At 66.9% G+C, this 19145-nt stretch carries 6 protein-coding genes, 1 tRNA gene, 3 rRNA genes and 1 pseudogene (1 of these 11 only partly in view); 9 read left to right on the top strand and 2 right to left on the bottom strand.

The window, feature by feature from the left end; all coding sequences use genetic code 11:
• The 4 genes from AS594_RS09615 to AS594_RS09600 all read left to right on the top strand — a co-directional run.
• Window positions 1–23: ribosomal RNA gene (locus AS594_RS09615) — 16S ribosomal RNA — on the top strand (it extends 1503 nt beyond the left edge of the window).
• A 295-nt stretch (window positions 24–318) separates the two neighbouring features.
• Window positions 319–3441 (top strand): 23S ribosomal RNA (locus AS594_RS09610).
• 74 nt (window positions 3442–3515) lie between these two features.
• Window positions 3516–3631 (top strand): 5S ribosomal RNA (gene rrf, locus AS594_RS09605).
• Together the 16S, 23S and 5S rRNA genes form the textbook arrangement of a ribosomal RNA operon.
• A 98-nt stretch (window positions 3632–3729) precedes the next feature.
• Window positions 3730–4410: a DegT/DnrJ/EryC1/StrS family aminotransferase gene (locus AS594_RS09600; RefSeq protein ID WP_107357951.1), complete on the top strand. Its 681-nt coding sequence runs from the start codon at window positions 3730–3732 to the stop codon at window positions 4408–4410.
• On the opposite strand, the gene AS594_RS09595 is transcribed toward AS594_RS09600, so the two are convergent.
• A complete protein-coding gene (locus tag AS594_RS09595) occupies window positions 4407–5324 on the bottom strand; it encodes a CE1 family esterase (protein ID WP_240508976.1) in 918 nt (305 codons plus the stop codon). The genes AS594_RS09600 and AS594_RS09595 overlap by 4 nt on opposite strands.
• Window positions 5325–5427: 103 nt before the next feature.
• On the opposite strand from AS594_RS09595, the gene AS594_RS09590 reads away from it, so the two are divergent.
• A tRNA-Thr gene (locus AS594_RS09590) sits at window positions 5428–5500 on the top strand.
• Window positions 5501–5561: 61 nt separating this feature from the next.
• Here the strand turns inward: AS594_RS09590 and AS594_RS09585 are convergent.
• The gene (locus AS594_RS09585) at window positions 5562–8225 is read right to left on the bottom strand and encodes a SpoIIE family protein phosphatase (protein WP_069926575.1); all 2664 of its coding nucleotides are present in this window, start codon (window positions 8223–8225) and stop codon (window positions 5562–5564) included.
• Window positions 8226–8490: 265 nt separating this feature from the next.
• On the opposite strand from AS594_RS09585, the gene AS594_RS09580 reads away from it, so the two are divergent.
• From AS594_RS09580 to AS594_RS09565, 4 genes and pseudogenes are all read left to right on the top strand, one after another.
• Window positions 8491–14037, top strand: coding sequence for a HAMP domain-containing protein (locus AS594_RS09580; RefSeq protein WP_176742717.1), 5547 nt, complete (start codon window positions 8491–8493; stop codon window positions 14035–14037).
• Window positions 14038–14280: 243 nt separating this feature from the next.
• Window positions 14281–14967: a response regulator gene (locus AS594_RS09575; protein ID WP_069926573.1), complete on the top strand. Its 687-nt coding sequence runs from the start codon at window positions 14281–14283 to the stop codon at window positions 14965–14967.
• A 265-nt stretch (window positions 14968–15232) separates the two neighbouring features.
• Window positions 15233–18063, top strand: a pseudogene (locus AS594_RS09570) (DNA translocase FtsK).
• A 188-nt stretch (window positions 18064–18251) separates the two neighbouring features.
• A complete protein-coding gene (locus AS594_RS09565) occupies window positions 18252–19094 on the top strand; it encodes a helix-turn-helix domain-containing protein (protein WP_069926572.1) in 843 nt (280 codons plus the stop codon).
• Window positions 19095–19145: the final 51 nt, after the last annotated feature.

Below are 19145 nucleotides of genomic sequence, written 5' to 3'. Positions count from 1 at the left end.
GGTGCGGCTGGATCACCTCCTTTCTAAGGAGCACTTCTTACCACCCGGTCAGAGGCCAGTTCATCGGCGAACGTCCGGTGCTGGTTGCTCATGGGTGGAACGTTGACTACTCGGCACGGTTTGGTGGGTTCACGAGTACTGCTTCGGCGTGGAAAGTGAGCACAGTAAATCGGGTCGGGCACGCTGTTGGGTATCTGAGGGTACGGACCATTTGGTCTATATCTTCGCGATGCCGGCCCCAGTGCACTCGTCCGTAAGGGCGGGGTGATGGGTGGCTGGTCGTTGCTTGAGAACTGCACAGTGGACGCGAGCATCTGTGGCCAAGTTTTTAAGGGCGCACGGTGGATGCCTTGGCACCAGGAACCGATGAAGGACGTGGGAGGCCACGATAGTCCCCGGGGAGCCGTCAACCAGGCTTTGATCCGGGGGTTTCCGAATGGGGAAACCCGGCAGTCGTCATGGGCTGTCACCCATACCTGAACACATAGGGTATGTGGAGGGAACGCGGGGAAGTGAAACATCTCAGTACCCGCAGGAAGAGAAAACAACCGTGATTCCGGGAGTAGTGGCGAGCGAAACCGGATGAGGCCAAACCGTATGCGTGTGATACCCGGCAGGGGTTGCGCATACGGGGTTGTGGGATTGCACTTCAACAGTCTGCCGGCTGTTGGGCAAGTCAGAAACCGTTGGTAGGCGAAGGACATGCGAAAGGTCCGGCGTAGAGGGTAAGACCCCCGTAGCTGAAACATCAACGGCTTGCTTGTGCAACACCCAAGTAGCACGGGGCCCGAGAAATCCCGTGTGAATCTGGCGGGACCACCCGTTAAGCCTAAATATTCCCTGGTGACCGATAGCGGATAGTACCGTGAGGGAATGGTGAAAAGTACCGCGGGAGCGGAGTGAAATAGTACCTGAAACCGTGTGCCTACAAGCCGTGGGAGCGTCGCTGTATGTGCTTGCACATGCAGTCGTGACTGCGTGCCTTTTGAAGAATGAGCCTGCGAGTTAGCGGTGTGTAGCGAGGTTAACCCGTGTGGGGAAGCCGTAGCGAAAGCGAGTCCGAATAGGGCGATTGAGTTGCACGCTCTAGACCCGAAGCGGAGTGATCTAGCCATGGGCAGGTTGAAGCGGAGGTAAGACTTCGTGGAGGACCGAACCCACCAGGGTTGAAAACCTGGGGGATGACCTGTGGTTAGGGGTGAAAGGCCAATCAAACTCCGTGATAGCTGGTTCTCCCCGAAATGCATTTAGGTGCAGCGTCGTGTGTTTCTTGCCGGAGGTAGAGCACTGGATAGGCGATGGGCCCTACCGGGTTACTGACCTTAGCCAAACTCCGAATGCCGGTAAGTGAGAGCACGGCAGTGAGACTGTGGGGGATAAGCTCCATGGTCGAGAGGGAAACAGCCCAGAGCATCGACTAAGGCCCCTAAGCGTACGCTAAGTGGGAAAGGATGTGGAGTCGCAGAGACAACCAGGAGGTTGGCTTAGAAGCAGCCACCCTTGAAAGAGTGCGTAATAGCTCACTGGTCAAGTGATTCCGCGCCGACAATGTAGCGGGGCTCAAGCGTACCGCCGAAGTCGTGTCATTCACACATATATCCCCAACGGGAGTGTGGATGGGTAGGGGAGCGTCGTGTGCCGGGTGAAGCAGCCGCGGAAGCGAGTTGTGGACGGTTCACGAGTGAGAATGCAGGCATGAGTAGCGATACACACGTGAGAAACGTGTGCGCCGATTGACTAAGGGTTCCTGGGTCAAGCTGATCTGCCCAGGGTAAGTCGGGACCTAAGGCGAGGCCGACAGGCGTAGTCGATGGACAACCGGTTGATATTCCGGTACCCGCTTTGAAACGCCCAGTATCGAATCCATTGATGCTAAGGCCGTGAAGCCGTCCTGGAGCCTTCGGGCAAAGGGAAGTGGTGGAGCCGCCGGTCCAAGGTGGTAGTAGGTAAGCGATGGGGTGACGCAGGAAGGTAGTCCAGCCCGGGCGGTGGTTGTCCCGGGGTAAGGGTGTAGGCCGAGGGGTAGGTAAATCCGTCCCTCGTTAAGGCTGAGACCTGATGCCGAGCCGATTGTGGTGAAGTGGATGATCCTATGCTGTCGAGAAAAGCCTCTAGCGAGTTTCATGGCGGCCCGTACCCTAAACCGACTCAGGTGGTCAGGTAGAGAATACCGAGGCGTTCGGGTGAACTATGGTTAAGGAACTCGGCAAAATGCCCCCGTAACTTCGGGAGAAGGGGGGCCATCACTGGTGATCGGATTTACTCCGTGAGCTGGGGGTGGCCGCAGAGACCAGCGAGAAGCGACTGTTTACTAAAAACACAGGTCCGTGCGAAGCCGTAAGGCGATGTATACGGACTGACGCCTGCCCGGTGCTGGAACGTTAAGGGGACCGGTTAGTGCGCTTTCGGGCGTGCGAAGCTGAGAACTTAAGCGCCAGTAAACGGCGGTGGTAACTATAACCATCCTAAGGTAGCGAAATTCCTTGTCGGGTAAGTTCCGACCTGCACGAATGGCGTAACGACTTCTCGACTGTCTCAACCATAGGCCCGGTGAAATTGCACTACGAGTAAAGATGCTCGTTTCGCGCAGAAGGACGGAAAGACCCCGGGACCTTTACTACAGTTTGATATTGGTGTTCGGTTCGGCTTGTGTAGGATAGGTGGGAGACTTTGAAGCATGCACGCCAGTGTGTGTGGAGTCAATCTTGAAATACCACTCTGGTCGTGCTGGATGTCTAACCTCGGTCCGTGATCCGGATCAGGGACAGTGTCTGATGGGTAGTTTAACTGGGGCGGTTGCCTCCTAAAGAGTAACGGAGGCGCCCAAAGGTTCCCTCAGCCTGGTTGGCAATCAGGTGTTGAGTGTAAGTGCACAAGGGAGCTTGACTGTGAGACCGACGGGTCGAGCAGGGACGAAAGTCGGGACTAGTGATCCGGCAGTGGCTTGTGGAAGCGCTGTCGCTCAACGGATAAAAGGTACCCCGGGGATAACAGGCTGATCTTCCCCAAGAGTCCATATCGACGGGATGGTTTGGCACCTCGATGTCGGCTCGTCGCATCCTGGGGCTGGAGTCGGTCCCAAGGGTTGGGCTGTTCGCCCATTAAAGCGGTACGCGAGCTGGGTTTAGAACGTCGTGAGACAGTTCGGTCCCTATCCTCTGCGCGCGTAGGAATATTGAGAAGGGCTGTCCCTAGTACGAGAGGACCGGGACGGACGAACCTCTGGTGTGCCAGTTGTCCTGCCAAGGGCATGGCTGGTTGGCTACGTTCGGAAAGGATAACCGCTGAAAGCATCTAAGCGGGAAGCCTGCTTCGAGATGAGTATTCCCACCCCCTTTGAGGGGTTAAGGCTCCCAGTAGACGACTGGGTTGATAGGCCAGATGTGGAAGCCCGGTAACGGGTGGAGCTGACTGGTACTAATAGGCCGAGGGCTTGTCCTCAGTTGCTCGCGTCCACTGTGTTAGTTCTGAAGTAACGAACTGTGCCGTTTCCGGTTTGTTCAACTTCATAGAGTTTCGGTGGTCATAGCGTTAGGGAAACGCCCGGTTACATTCCGAACCCGGAAGCTAAGCCTTTCAGCGCCGATGGTACTGCAGGGGGACCCTGTGGGAGAGTAGGACGCCGCCGAACAATCATTCAACGCTGGTCCCTGAACTTCGGTTCGGGGACCAGCGTTTTTTTATGCCCGGTCACTTGGTGTTCACGTTGTACGACCAGCATCCCCAGGTATGGGGACGATCGGAATGCTGAAGTCCGCGGGTGTCGGTGTCGGCGACGAGGTCGTCGTGCCGGCCTTCGGGAACGCAGAAGTGGCCGAGGGTGTGCTGGCCCTTGGCGCCGTGCCGGTGTTCGCCGACATCGACGGGGCCACGTACTGCCTTGACGCGGCCGCTGTGGAAGCCGCCGTCACCTCTCGTACGGTTGCCGTGGTCGCCGTACCGCGATTCGGGTATCTGGCCGGCGTGCGGGCGGTGCGGCAGCTCGGGCAGCGACGGGGGCTCCTGGTGGTGGAGCACCGGGACGCAGAGGACCTCGATCCCAGTGCGCTTGCTCAACGGCAGGTCCAGGCAGCTTATTTGGACAGGCGGCTCACCGGGGTGCGGACTCCGGAGCCGTGCCCGGGACATACGTACCAGCGGTACGTCGTCCGGGTGCCGGGCAATGGGCGGCCGGACAGGGACGCGTTCGCTCGTGCTGTCCGGCGCCGGGGCGTTGAGTGTGAGGTGCCCGTGCAGACGCCCGTACACCGGTTGCCCGCCTTCCGGCAGGAGGTCTCTCTGCCTGAGACCGTTCGGGCTGCCGATGAGACGCTCACGCTGCCCGTCGGCGGTTCGCTGTCCCGGCGGGATCTTCAGCGCGTCGTGGCGGCCTGCAATGCGCTCGGCGGGCTCCTGCAACCCGCTTTCTAGGACCTTTGTTTGGGGTGGGAAGCGAAGAACTCCAGCATCAGGTCGGTCGCGTTGACCCCTGCTTCCGGGGCGGCCATGTCGCCCGGTTCGGCGCCCGGCCAGCTGTGGCTCATCTGCGGGATCCGGTAGGTGACCACCTCGGACTGGTCCCGGCACTTCGCGGACGTACGGGTGATCTGGTCCTTGAGTTTCCGAGCCGGTGCCGGCTTGCAGGAGAGGCGTTCGTGCCACGCCTCGATCGCGGTGTCCGCTGTGTTGTAGAGCTTGTCCCGGCCGCCGATGAAGGTGATGACCGAGACGGGTGTCCTGGGCAAGTAGGAGGCGTCCTGAGTGTCGGGCCCGCTGTACGCGCCGCTCACCGGGGCGATCGCGGCGAAGGTCTCGTGGAGTTCGACGGCCACCTTGAAGGACATGTCGGCGCCGTTGGAGATGCCGGTGGCGTAGACGCGATCCGGGTCGGCCTTCCATCTGTCGACGAGACGCTTCGTCATGGCCCGGATGAAGCCGACGTCGTCCTCGTCTCCGCAGCAGCTCAGGGCGTTGTAGGCGAGGTCCAGGCCGTCGGGGTAGGCGACCAGGAAGTTCTCGCGGTCGGCTCTCTCGTCGAGTCCGCTGAGCCTGGACACGAACTCGCCCGTACTCGGGTACGGATGCATGGCGACGATCAGGGGCAGCTTCTTGGCCGGGGTGTACCCGGGTGGTGCGTGCACGCGGTAGACACGCTTCTTGCCGTCCCAGGTCATCGCGATCTTCTGGTCGCCCGGACGCGGGGTCTCGCGGACTGTTTCAGTCGGTTTCAGCTGCTTCCTGGGATGCTCGGCGTCGGTCGGGCGGCAGGCGCCGAGCGAGAGCAGTGTGGCCACTACGGCCGACCAGAGCGTCAGGTGCGTGGGCGTGCCGGGACGGATCCGCATCCGGGCATGGTCGCAGCGCGGGGGCGGACGGTCCAGAGGAACGGCGGGTTCGGAGCACGGCTGGATCCGGGGTATGATCTATCCCGTTGCCGCAGCGCAGCAGGCCCCAATAGCTCAGTCGGTAGAGCGTCTCCATGGTAAGGAGAAGGTCTACGGTTCGATTCCGTATTGGGGCTCAACACACGAAAGGCCCCCGCCGGTTGGCGGGGGCCTTTCGCGTATCCGGGAGCCCGCTCGCTACATCGTGTGCGGCATCGGGACGCGCATGGCGAGGATGGCCATGTCGTCGGAGGCCGGTTCGGCAGCGAAGCGTTCCACGGCGCGCAGGATGCGGCCGGCGACCGCGCCGGCCGTCAGGCCCGTGCAGGTGGCCAGGACGTCGGCCAGGCCGTCGTCGCCGAGCATGCGCGTGCCCTCGCGGCGCTCGGTGACGCCGTCGGTGACGCACAGGAGTACGTCGCCGGGTTCGAGCGTGACCATCTGCTCGTACAGCTCCAGGTCCTCCATGACGCCCAGGAGCGGCTGCGGTTCGGCGGCCGGTTCGACCGAGCCGTCCGGGCGCAGGCGCAGCGGGAGCGGGTGGCCGGCGCAGACGACTTTCAGTACGGCGCTGCCGTCCTCCTGGGGCCACAGCTCGCCGTACAGGAGCGTGAGGAAGCGGCTGCGGGCGCCCTCGTCGAGGATGGCCGCGTTGAGGCGTTCCAGGACGGCGGGGCCGCCGAAGCCCTCGCGGGCGAGGAGGCGCAGGGCGTGGCGGGCGAGGCCGGTGACGGCGGCGGCCTCGGGGCCCGTACCGCAGACGTCGCCGATGGCGAAGCCGTACGCGCCGTCGCGGATCGGGAAGAGGTCGTAGAAGTCGCCGCCGACCTCGTTGCCCTCGCCCGCGGCGCGGTAGATGACCTCCACCTCGACGTTCGGGACGTGCGGGAGCTCCGGGGGGAGCAGGCTGCGCTGGAGGGACTGGCTGATGGCCATGCGCTCGGAGTACAGGCGTGAGTTGTCGAGGGCGAGCGCGGCCCGGCGGGAGAGGTCCTCGGCGAGTTCGAGGATCTCCTGCCGGAAGTGGTCGTCGGTCGGCTTGCCGAGGGTCAGCATGCCGATGACGCGGTTGCGGGCGACGAGGGGCAGTACGACCGTCTCGCCGCCCACCGCCGCGGCCGTGGCGAGGGTGGTGCCGATGCCCGAGCCGACGTGCGGGGTGGAGCCGAGGCCGAGGCTGCGCATCGACGTACGCAGTGCTGCCTGGTGGGCGGCCTCGCCGGGGGCGGCCCACACGCGAGCACCGGGGGTCGGGACGGGCTCCGGCGGGTCGATCTTGGACAGCAGGGCCTTGAGGCCGTCGATGCGCTCCTCGTCCTCGTGGAGCACGAACGAGAGGTACGGCTCCGAGGACTGGTCGGCGATGGTGTAGACGGCGCACCAGGTGGCCAGGGTGGGCACCGTCATCTGTGCCATGAGGGCGAGGGTCTGGTCGCGGTCGAGCGTACCCGCGAGGAGGTCGGACGCCTCGACGAGGAAGGACAGCGAGCCGCGGCGGAGGCGTTCGAGTTCGCCGAGGCGGGCGGATTCGACGGCGAGGGCGATGCGGTCGGCGGCGAACTGGAGGCGCAGGGCCTCCTCGTTCGAGTAGCGGCCGGGGGCTTCGGCGGCGACGCCGAGGGAGCCGGTGAGGCGGCCCTCGACCTTGAGGGGGACGGTGACGACGGAGCGCATGCCGGTGCCGTCCAGGAGCGGTACGGCGCCCGGGACGGCTGCCAGGTCGTCGTGGACGGCTGGCATGCGGGCGGAGCCGTAGCGCCCGGCTCCGGCCTCCACGGGGACGCGGGCGAAGCGCTGACGGGCGGAGGGGAGGCCGGTGGTGGCCCGTACCTCCAGCTCGGTCTCGTCGTCGGTGGCGAGGAGCAGGAACGCGGAGTCTGCGTCCAGCATGTCGCGGGAGCGTTCGACGGTGCGCTGGAGGAGTCCGTCGAGGTCGTCGGGGGCGGGGGAGCCGATGAAGACCTCGAAGGGGTCCGTGGCGCGGCCCTCGGAGAGCGAGCCCTTGGCGGTGTCGCTGGGGGTGCGCTGGGGGGACTGGAGCACGGCGCGTTCGAAGTCGCGTACGAGGAGACAGATGGTGGAGGGCTCGCCGGTGGTGTCCCGTACGCGCAGGTGGGAGGCGTAGACGGCGACGGTGCGGCCGTCGGCGGCGCGGACGCCGTAGCTGCCCTCCCAGCGGGAGAGCTGGAGGGCGTCCGCGATGCCGGTGGCGATGCCGGGTGTGTGGGGCCAGGCGGCGAAGTCGGTGAGCTGCTTGCCGATGACCTGGTCGGCGGCGTATCCGAAGAGGTCTTCGGCGTCCTCGTTCCAGGCGTTGATGGCGCCGGAGCGGTCGATCTGGACGACGGCGACGCGGATGCGGCCGTCGGCGACCGGGAGAAGCTCGACGGGGAGGACCGGGCCGGCGGAGCGGATGCCGACCGGGCGTTCCGGAAGGTCGAGCTGGAACCAGACGTGCTTGTGGGCGGGCGCGTAGTCGACGCCCCAGCGGGAGGCGAGGGCGGCGCACAGCAGCAGGCCGCGGCCGCCTTCGCGCTCGGGGTTGCCGAAGGACTGCGCCATGCCCTGGAGGGGGACCTCGCGCTCGGGGTAGCGGTCGCCGACCTCGACGCGGACGCCTTCTTCCGTACGCAGGCACAGGACGTCGGCGGTGGTGCCGGCGTGCACCACGGCGTTCGTGACCAGCTCGCTGGTGAGGACGACCGCGTCGTCCACGATGTCGGCGTACCCCCAGCCCTGGAGTGTGTCCCTGACAAAGGCGCGGGCGGTCGCGACGGACCGTCCCACGGGGTCGAAGCTGGCAGCCGCCCGCGCGGTGATCACAGAACTCCTCGTACGCGTCTCGACGCCCGGCTCTGCCATGATCGGCCCGCCCCTCCGGTGCCCGGTTGTGGATCTCGTTCAACCGCCCCCGCCGGGCGGACCGGGGCGGCTGGACAGCCGGAAGCCAGGTTACTTACCTTCCCTGTCCGAGCGGATGCCGGTCACCAGTGTTTCCGCCCCGGGAGTCCGGGGAGGGGTGTGCGAAGCTGCCGAACTGTTATGGCCTGGTTCGGCCATGGTGAAACACTGGGAAGGCTTCGGGCGAAGCCCGATGAGTACGGTCGACCCCTGCGGGAGGGACACGGTGGAGTCTGGCGCAGCCGCGCGGAGCACCAGCACGCGCGCAAAAGGCGGACGGTCCCGGAACAATGGGACAACCGAAGTGGATACAGCGGCCCTGAACAGGCTGTTGCAGGCCCTTGTGACGATGCGGGACGGCAATTTCCGTAAACGCCTGACGGTGTCGGGCGACGGTGTGATGGCCGAGATCGCCGCTGTCTTCAACGAGGTGGCCGACCGGAATTTGCATCTGACCGGCGAGATCGCGCGGGTGCGGCGCATGGTCGGACGTGAGGGAAAGCTGGCCGAGAGGCTGGAGACGGGGGCCTGCGAGGGCTCCTGGGCGACCGCGATCGACGCGTCGAACGCGTTGGTCGACGACCTGGCGCGGCCGGTTTCCGAGGTCGGGCGGGTGCTGTCGGCGGTCGCGGACGGTGACCTGGACCAGCGGATGGAGCTGCGGTCGCAGAGCTCCGAGGGTGCGGAGGGCGCGGGGCATCCGCTGCGGGGCGAGTTCCTGAAGGTCGGGCGTACGGTCAACAACCTGGTCGACCAGTTGTCGGCGTTCACGGACGAGGTGACGCGAGTCGCGCTCGAAGTGGGTACCGAAGGAAAACTGGGTGGTCAGGCCCAGGTGCGCGGTATGTCCGGTTCATGGAAAGATCTGACGGATTCCGTCAACACCATGGCGTACCGGCTCACGGCTCAGGTCCGTGACATTGCTCTCGTCACGACGGCGGTCGCCAAGGGTGATCTGTCACGCAAGGTCACCGTGCATGTGGCCGGTGAGATGCTCCAGCTGAAGAACACCGTCAACACGATGGTCGACCAGCTGTCGTCCTTCTCCTCCGAGGTGACCCGTGTGGCGCGCGAGGTCGGTACGGAGGGTGAGCTGGGCGGCCAGGCTCAGGTGCCCGGGGTGGCGGGTGTCTGGAAGGACCTGACGGACTCGGTCAACCTGATGGCGGGGAACCTGACCGCCCAGGTGCGCGGGATCGCGGAGGTGACCACGGCGGTCGCCAACGGTGATCTGTCGCGGAAGGTCACCGTGAGCGCGCGCGGTGAGGTCGCGCAGCTCGCCGAGACGATCAACCAGATGACCGAGACGCTGCGTACGTTCGCGGACGAGGTCACGCGGGTGGCGAGCGAGGTCGGCGGCGAGGGTCTGCTCGGTGGTCAGGCGCAGGTGCCGGGCGCGGCCGGAACGTGGAAGGACCTGACGGACTCCGTCAACACCGTCTTCCGCAATCTGACGACGCAGGTGCGGGACATCGCGCAGGTCACGACGGCGGTGGCCAACGGTGACATGACGCAGAAGGTCACCGTCGACGTCGCGGGCGAGATGCTGGAGCTGAAGAACACTGTCAACACGATGGTGGACCAGCTCCAGTCCTTCGGTTCCGAGGTGACCCGAGTCGCGCGAGAGGTCGGCGTCGAGGGTCTGCTGGGCGGTCAGGCGCAGGTGCCGGGCGCGGCGGGCACGTGGAAGGACCTGACGGACTCCGTCAACACGGCCTTCCGCAACCTCACCGGCCAGGTGCGCAACATCGCGCAGGTCACTACGGCGGTCGCCAACGGTGATCTGTCGCAGAAGGTCACGGTGGACGTCTCCGGCGAGATGCTGGAGCTGAAGAACACCGTGAACACGATGGTCGACCAGCTGTCGTCGTTCGCCGACCAGGTGACGCGGATGGCGCGTGATGTGGGTACGGAGGGCCGGCTCGGCGGCCAGGCGCGGGTGGACGGCGTCAGCGGTACGTGGAAGGAACTCACCGACTCCGTAAACTTCATGGCGGGGAACCTGACGTCCCAGGTGCGGCAGATCGCCCAGGTGACGACGGCGGTGGCGCGCGGCGATCTGTCGCAGAAGATCGACGTGGACGCGCGCGGCGAGATCCTGGAGCTGAAGAACACCATCAACACGATGGTCGACCAGCTCTCGTCCTTCGCCGACCAGGTGACCAGGGTCGCCCGCGAGGTGGGTACGGACGGCCGGCTCGGCGGCCAGGCGCAGGTGCCGGGTGTGGCCGGTGTGTGGCGTGATCTGACCGACTCGGTGAACGGCATGGCCGGCAACCTCACCGCCCAGGTCCGCAACATCGCCCAGGTCGCGACGGCGGTGGCGCGCGGCGATCTGTCGCAGAAGATCGACGTGGACGCGCGCGGCGAGATCCTGGAGCTGAAGAACACCCTCAACACGATGGTGGACCAGCTGTCGAACTTCGCCGAGCAGGTGACCCGGGTGGCCCGCGAGGTGGGCACCGAGGGCATGCTGGGCGGCCAGGCCGAGGTGCAGGGCGTCAGCGGTACGTGGAAGGACCTCACGCAGTCCGTCAACTCCATGGCCAACAACCTGACTTCGCAGGTCCGCAACATCGCCGAGGTCACGACGGCGGTGGCCAAGGGCGACCTGTCGAAGAAGATCACGGTCGACGCCAAGGGCGAGATCCTGGAGCTGGTGACCACCGTCAACACGATGGTCGACCAGCTGTCGTCGTTCGCCGACGAGGTGACGCGGGTCGCGCGTGAGGTGGGCACGGAGGGCATCCTGGGCGGCCAGGCGCGCGTACGCGGCGTCACCGGCATCTGGAAGGACCTCAGCGACAACGTCAACCTGATGGCCAACAACCTGACGTCCCAGGTGCGGAACATCTCGCAGGTGTCGGCGGCGGTCGCCAACGGTGACCTGACGAAGAAGGTGACGGTCGAGGCGCGCGGCGAGGTCGCGCAGCTCGCCGACACCGTCAACACCATGGTGACGACGCTGTCGTCGTTCGCCGACGAGGTCACGCGCGTGGCCCGTGAGGTGGGTACGGAAGGGGAACTGGGCGGCCAGGCGCGGGTGCCCGGAGTCTCCGGTACGTGGAAGGACCTCACCGAGTCGGTGAACTCGATGGCGTCCAACCTGACCGGGCAGGTCCGCCAGATCGCGATGGTCACGACGGCCATCGCCAAGGGCGACCTGACGAAGAAGATCGACATCGACGCGCGCGGCGAGATCCTGGAGCTCAAGACCACCATCAACACGATGGTCGACCAGCTCTCGTCCTTCGCCGACCAGGTGACGCGGGTGGCCCGTGAGGTGGGTACCGAGGGCATCCTGGGCGGCCAGGCGCGCGTACGCGACGTGGACGGCACCTGGCGCGACCTGACGGAGTCGGTGAACGAGATGGCCGGGAACCTCACCCGGCAGGTGCGCGCCATCGCGGCCGTGGCCACCGCGGTGACCCGCGGCGACCTCAATCTGAAGATCGACGTTGATGCCGCGGGCGAGATCCAGGTCCTCCAGGACAACATCAACACGATGATCGCGAACCTGCGCGACACCACCCTGGCGAACAAGGAGCAGGACTGGCTCAAGGGCAACCTGGCCCGCATCTCGGGTCTGATGCAGGGCCGCCGCGATCTCGACGACGTGGCCTCGCTGATCATGAGCGAGCTGACCCCGGTCGTCTCGGCGCAGCACGGGGCGTTCTTCCTGGCGCTGACGACGCGCGGCACGAGCGAGGTGGGCGCGGACGAGGACAGCCCGTACGAGCTGCGCATGCGCGGCAGCTACGGCTACTCGGCGGGCTCCATGCCGACGTCCTTCAAGCCCGGTGAGACGCTCATCGGCACGGCGGCCGAGGAGAAGCGCACGATCCTGGTGGACAACGTGCCGCCGGGCTATCTGAAGATCTCCTCCGGTCTCGGCGAGGCGCCGCCCGCGCATGTGATCGTGCTGCCGGTGCTCTTCGAGGGGAAAATCCTCGGTGTGATCGAGCTGGCGTCGTTCCAGCCCTTCACCCAGATCCAGAAGGACTTCCTCAACCAGATCGCCGAGATGATCGCGACGAGCGTCAACACGATCAGCGTCAACACCAAGACCGAGGTGCTGCTGGAGCAGTCGCAGGAGCTGACCGAGCAGCTGCGGGAGCGCTCGGCGGAGCTGGAGAACCGGCAGAAGGCCCTTCAGGAGTCCAACGCGGAGCTGGAGGAGAAGGCCGAGCTGCTGGCCCAGCAGAACCGCGACATCGAGGTGAAGAACACCGAGATCGAGGAGGCCCGGCAGGTCCTGGAGGAGCGCGCCGAGCAGCTGGCGGTCTCGATGCGCTACAAGTCCGAGTTCTTGGCGAACATGTCGCACGAGCTGCGTACGCCGCTCAACTCGCTGCTCATCCTGGCGAAACTGCTCGCCGACAACGCGGAGGGCAACCTCTCGCCGAAGCAGGTGGAGTTCGCCGAGACGATCCACGGGGCGGGCTCGGACCTGCTCCAGCTGATCAACGACATCCTCGACCTGTCGAAGGTCGAGGCGGGCAAGATGGACGTCAGCCCGACCCGGATCGCGCTGGTCCAGCTCGTCGACTACGTCGAGGCGACCTTCCGGCCGCTCACCGCGGAGAAGGGACTCGACTTCTCCGTACGGGTGTCCCCGGAGCTGCCCGCGACGCTGCACACGGACGAGCAGCGGCTGCTCCAGGTCCTGCGCAACCTGCTGTCCAACGCGGTGAAGTTCACCGACAGCGGCGCCGTCGAGCTGGTCATCCGGCCGGCCAAGGCCGACGTACCGAACGCGATCCGCGAGCAGCTGCTGGAGGCCGGCTCGCTGCGCGACATGGACGCCGATCTGATCGCCTTCTCGGTGACCGACACCGGTATCGGGATCGCCGCCAGCAAGATGCGGGTGATCTTCGAGGCGTTCAAGCAGGCCGACGGGACGACCAGCAGGAAGTACGGAGGAACCGGCCTGGGGCTGTCCATCAGCCGGGAGATCGCCAGGCTGCTGGGCGGCGAGATCCACGCGGCGAGCGAGCCGGGCCGCGGGTCGACGTTCACGCTCTACCTGCCGCTGCACCCGAGCGAACTGCCGCCGCAGGGCTACCCGCAGCTCACGCCCGGTGGCATGGAGCCGCTGCGCGGAAGCGCGCCGGACGAGGACCGGGCGACGGACACCGAGCCGTCGACCGACACCCGGCCGGGCCGGCTGCCGTCCGACCCGCAGACCGGTCCCGCAGGGCTGTTCCGGCGGCGTCGCCGGGCGGTGAGCGGCGGCGATCAGCGCACGGCGCTGCCGGGGCAGGTGGCCGGCCAGGGTGATCAGACCGGCCAGGTCCCGCACGTACCGCAGGCGCAGGCGGCCGGCCAGGATTCATGGGCCGGGGACGGTCAGGGCGAGGCGGCGCAGGCGCCGGAGCCGCGGCGCGGGATCATGTTCTCGCACGAGAAGGTGCTGATCGTCGACGACGACATCCGTAATGTCTTCGCGCTCACCAGCGTGCTGGAGCAGCACGGGCTGTCGGTGCTGTACGCGGAGAACGGCCGCGAGGGCATCGAAGTCCTGGAGCAGCACGATGATGTGACGGTCGTACTGATGGACATCATGATGCCGGAGATGGACGGCTATGCCACGACGACGGCGATCCGCAGGATGCCGCAGTTCGCGGGGCTGCCGATCATCGCTCTGACGGCGAAGGCCATGAAGGGCGACCGGGAGAAGGCGATCGAGTCCGGCGCTTCCGACTACGTGACGAAGCCGGTGGATCCCGACCATCTGCTCTCGGTGATGGACCAGTGGATGCGTGGGGAGTGATCGTAAGCTGTGTGAATCCGACGGGTTGCTGACGGACTGTGGCCGAAGGTGTGTGAGTCTGCGGTATTCGGGGAACCTTCTGGTCTCCCACCGCGTTTTTGCTACGTGCACAGTGACATCGCGGTGACAGGGTGTGGCGACAGGCGGGGTGCGGCTACCATGACCGGCACAAGGACGGGCGGCGCAAGAGAGTCGTCCCCTGGGGCGGCGCCCGGTGCACTGCCGGGGCGAGGAGGGCGGGCCATGGTGCAGAAGGCCAAGATCCTCCTGGTCGATGACCGGCCGGAGAATCTGTTGGCGCTGGAGGCCATCCTCTCTGCGCTGGATCAGACACTGGTACGGGCATCGTCAGGGGAGGAAGCGCTCAAAGCGCTGCTGACGGACGACTTCGCGGTGATCCTGCTGGACGTCCAGATGCCGGGCATGGACGGTTTCGAGACCGCCGCGCACATCAAGCGGCGCGAGCGGACCCGGGACATCCCGATCATCTTTCTCACCGCGATCAACCACGGTCCGCACCACACCTTCCGGGGTTACGCGGCCGGTGCGGTGGACTACATCTCCAAGCCGTTCGACCCGTGGGTGCTGCGTGCGAAGGTCTCGGTCTTCGTCGAGCTGTACATGAAGAACTGCCAACTGCGCGAGCAGGCCGCGCTGCTGCGCCTCCAGCTCGAAGGCGGCGGCCAGGCCGGCGGTGTGGGCGACACGAAGGAGCCCGCCGGGCTGCTCGCCGAACTCTCCGCGCGGCTCGCCGCCGTTGAGGAGCAGGCCGAGGCGCTGTCCAAGCAGCTCGACGACGAGTCGGCGGACGCGGCGGCCGTCGCGACGGCCGCCCACCTGGAGCGCAAGCTGACCGGTCTGCGCCGGGCGCTCGACGCGCTGGAGCCGGGCACCAACGGCGCCGCGCCGCCGTTCCCTTCGCAGCACTGAGCGGACGTCCTGGCCGTACATGCCGACCGGACGCGCCGGCCCTACCGGCCAAAGGCGCTCCGGCCGCACGTGCGGGTCGGACACGGCGCCCGTGTGCGGGTCTGTGCGGGTCTGTTGCGCTCGCCGGACGGACTCCTGGGTGTAATCGCCGGGTGCCGCGAGCGCGTGAGGTGGCGTCAGTTTCCCGCCCTCCACCGCACGACACGAACGGGTGAAGCGGTGGGCACACGTGTCCGGCGCCGCTCACACCGGTAACCTCACCACCATGGCCTCACGTACGTCCGGCAAGGGTTCCCAGGGCACGGCGGGCACCGCGAAGCCGCGCGCCGGCCGTACCACCGGCGCCCCGAAGAAAGCGGCGCCCGCCAAGAAGTCCGCCGTCGCGGCGAAGAAGACCGCGCCCGTGAAGAAGGTGCCGGTCAAGAAGGCGCCGGCAAAGAAGGCCGCGGCCAGACCCGCCGCCAAGGCGGCACCGTCGCCCACCGGGGGCGTCGTCCGGCTCGTGTGCGCCCTCTGGCTGGGGCTCGCGCACGGTGTGGGCGCGCTGTTCCGCGGAATAGGGCGCGGCGCGAAGGGGCTCGACCCCGCGCACCGCAAGGACGGCGTAGCGCTCCTGCTGCTCGGACTCGCGCTGATCGTCGCCGCCGGTACGTGGGCACAGCTGCGCGGGCCGGTCGGCGACCTCGTCGGGATGCTGGTGACCGGTGCCTTCGGGCGGCTCGACCTGCTGGTGCCGATACTGCTGGGCGTCATCGCCGTACGGCTGATCCTGCATCCGGAGAAGCCCGAGGCCAACGGCCGGATCGTCATCGGGCTCTCCGCCCTCGTCGTCGGCATCCTCGGACAGGTCCACATCGCCTGCGGTTCGCCCGCGCGCGGCGACGGCATCGAAGGGCTCCAGGACGCCGGCGGCCTGATCGGCTGGGCCGCCTCCACGCCCCTGGTCTTCACCATGAGCAGCGTTCTCGCCGTACCGCTTCTGCTGCTCCTCACTGTCTTCGGGCTGCTCGTCGTCACCGCGACGCCGGTCAACGCCGTCCCGGAGCGGCTGCGGCAGCTTGGGATCATGCTGGGGATCCTGGCGGCGCCGCCGGAGGAGTACGTGTACGAGGACGACGAGCGGTACGAGGAGCAGTGGCGCGAGGCGCTGCCCGCCGGCGCGCGCCGCTCGCCCGCGCGCCGGGGCCCGGTCCCCGCGGAGTCCGAGGCGGAGCTCGCGGAGGAGGAGGCGCTCACCCGGCGCCGGCGGCCCCGCCGGGCCGTCGCACAGTCCGCGCCCGCGCAACGCGCCATGGACGCGGTGGATGTGGCCGCGGCCGCCGCCGCCGCGCTGGACGGCGCCGTACTGAACGGCCTGCCGCCCTCACCGCTCGTCGCGGACCTGACGCAGGGGGTCTCCACCGAGCGCCCGGCCGGTGTCCCGCCGGCCCGCGAGGGCGCCGGGAAACCGGAACGTACACCTGTTCCCGGGCCGGTGCGCGGGGCGGACGCGGGGGCGGGCTCCGGCGCTGACCCCTCGTCCGATCCCTCGTCCGGGGCGAAGGTGGCGGATCTGACCAAGGCGCAGCCGGAGGTGTCCCAGCCGCTGCCGCCCCGCGCCGAACAGCTCCAGCTCGCCGGCGACATCACCTACGCGCTGCCGTCGCTGGATCTGCTGGAGCGTGGCGGTCCCGGCAAGACGCGCAGCGCCGCCAACGACGCCGTCGTCGCCTCACTGACGACCGTCTTCACCGAGTTCAAGGTCGACGCGGCCGTCACCGGCTTCACCCGGGGGCCGACGGTCACCCGGTACGAGGTGGAGCTGGGCCCGGCGGTCAAGGTCGAGCGGATCACGGCGCTCGCCAAGAACATCGCGTACGCCGTCGCCAGTCCCGACGTACGCATCATCAGCCCCATCCCGGGCAAGTCCGCCGTCGGCATCGAGATCCCGAACAGTGACCGCGAGATGGTCAAGCTGGGCGATGTGCTGCGGCTCGCGGACGCCGCCGAGGACGACCATCCGATGCTCGTCGCGCTGGGCAAGAACGTCGAGGGCGGCTACGAGATGGCCAACCTCGCCAAGATGCCGCACGTGCTCGTCGCGGGCGCCACCGGCTCGGGAAAGTCGTCGTGCATCAACTGTCTGATCACCTCGGTGATGGTGCGGGCGACCCCGAGGACGTACGGATGGTGCTGGTCGACCCGAAGCGGGTCGAACTCACGGCGTACGAGGGCATCCCGCACCTGATCACGCCGATCATCACCAACCCCAAGCGGGCTGCCGAGGCGCTCCAGTGGGTCGTGCGGGAGATGGACCTGCGCTACGACGACCTCGCGGCGTACGGCTACCGGCACATCGACGACTTCAACCACGCGGTACGGACCGGCAAGGTGAAGCCGCCCGAGGGAAGCGGGCGCGAGCTGTCGCCGTACCCGTACCTGCTGGTCATCGTCGACGAGCTCGCGGACCTGATGATGGTCGCGCCGCGCGATGTCGAGGACTCCATCGTCCGCATCACCCAGTTGGCCCGCGCCGCCGGCATTCATCTGGTGCTTGCCACACAGCGGCCGTCGGTGGACGTCGTCACCGGTCTGATCAAGGCGAATGTGCCCTCGCGGCTCGCCTTCGCGACCTCCTCGCTGGCGGACAGCCGCGTCATCCTCGACCAGCCGGGCGCCGAGAAGCTGATCGGCAAGGGCGACGGCCTCTTCCTGCCGATGGGCGCGAACAAGCCCACCCGTATGCAGGGCGCGTTCGTCACGGAGGACGAGGTCGCCGCGATCGTCCAGCACTGCAAGGACCAGATGGCGCCCGTCTTCAGGGAAGACGTCGTGGCCGGGACGGCGAAGAAGAAGGAAATCGACGAGGATATCGGTGACGACCTGGATCTGCTGTGCCAGGCGGCCGAGCTCGTGGTGTCCACGCAGTTCGGCTCGACGTCGATGCTCCAGCGCAAGCTGCGTGTCGGCTTCGCGAAGGCGGGCAGGCTGATGGATCTGATGGAGTCCCGGAACATCGTGGGGCCGAGTGAGGGATCGAAGGCACGCGATGTAATGGTCAAACCGGATGAATTGGATGAAATGCTCGCTATGATCCGGGGAGATTCTCACCCGTAGGTGAGGGGTGAGCAACCGTTTCCCTTGTTCGTACGTCCAGTTGAGGGAGGGGGAGACAGATGGTGTCACCATCGGGCTGTCAGGCGGTTCTGATGGCGTACAAAGTCCGCCCTCCCGGTTGCCTCACGCTTTCGTACCACCCCTAGACTGAACACCCAGCAGGTGGCTCACGCTCGAAAGGCGCCCCCGTGTCCATCGGCAACTCTCCCGAAGACGACCGGCCTTCGATCGAAGACGACCGGTCCTCGATCGAAGACGACCGCCCCTCCATCGGACGCGTTCTCCAGCAGGCCCGCGTGGACGCCGGCCTGACGGTCGACGAGGTCAGCGGCTCGACCCGGGTGCGCATCCCCATCGTGCACGCGATCGAGCAGGACGACTTCAGCCGCTGCGGCGGCGATGTGTACGCCCGCGGGCACATCCGTACGCTCGCACGCGCCATCGGCCTCGACGCGGACGCCCTCGTCGCCCAGTACGACGACGAACACGGCGGACGTCCCGCACCCACCCCCGCCGCGCCGCTCTTCGAGGCGGAACGGATCCGTCCCGAGGCCCGGCGCCCCAACTGGACCGCGGCCATGGTCGCGGCCATCGTCGCCGTCGTCGGCTTCGTCGGTTTCACGCTCTTCAACGGAACCGACGGCAGCGGCGGCGCCAGGGAGGTCGCGGGCTCCGAGCCCACCACCTCTAAGCCGGCCAAGCCCACCCCGACCAAGCCCGCCGATCCCAAGCCCGACCCCTCGGACAGCGCCATCGCGGCGGTCCCGCAGGACCAGGTGACGGTCGCCCTCACCGCCAGGGACCGCAAGAGCTGGATCTCGGCGAAGGACCACAACGGCAGGCTCCTCTTCGACGGCCTGCTGCTGAAGGGCGAGTCCAAGACCTTCACCGACAAGGAAAAGATCGAGCTCGTACTGGGTGACGCCGGGGCGATGCAGCTCTTCGTGAACGGCAAGGAGGTCGGCGACGAGTTCCAGGCGGGACAGGTCGAGCGGCTGACGTACACGAAGGGCGACCCGGAGGTCGGCTGACCCGGGACCTTCCGGGCCGGGCTCCGGCCCGGAAGGCGGCGGCGCGGAGGC

It is taken from the genome of Streptomyces agglomeratus (genome assembly GCF_001746415.1).
Lineage (GTDB): Bacteria > Actinomycetota > Actinomycetes > Streptomycetales > Streptomycetaceae > Streptomyces > Streptomyces agglomeratus.
This window is presented reverse-complemented; position numbering and strand designations above follow the sequence as displayed.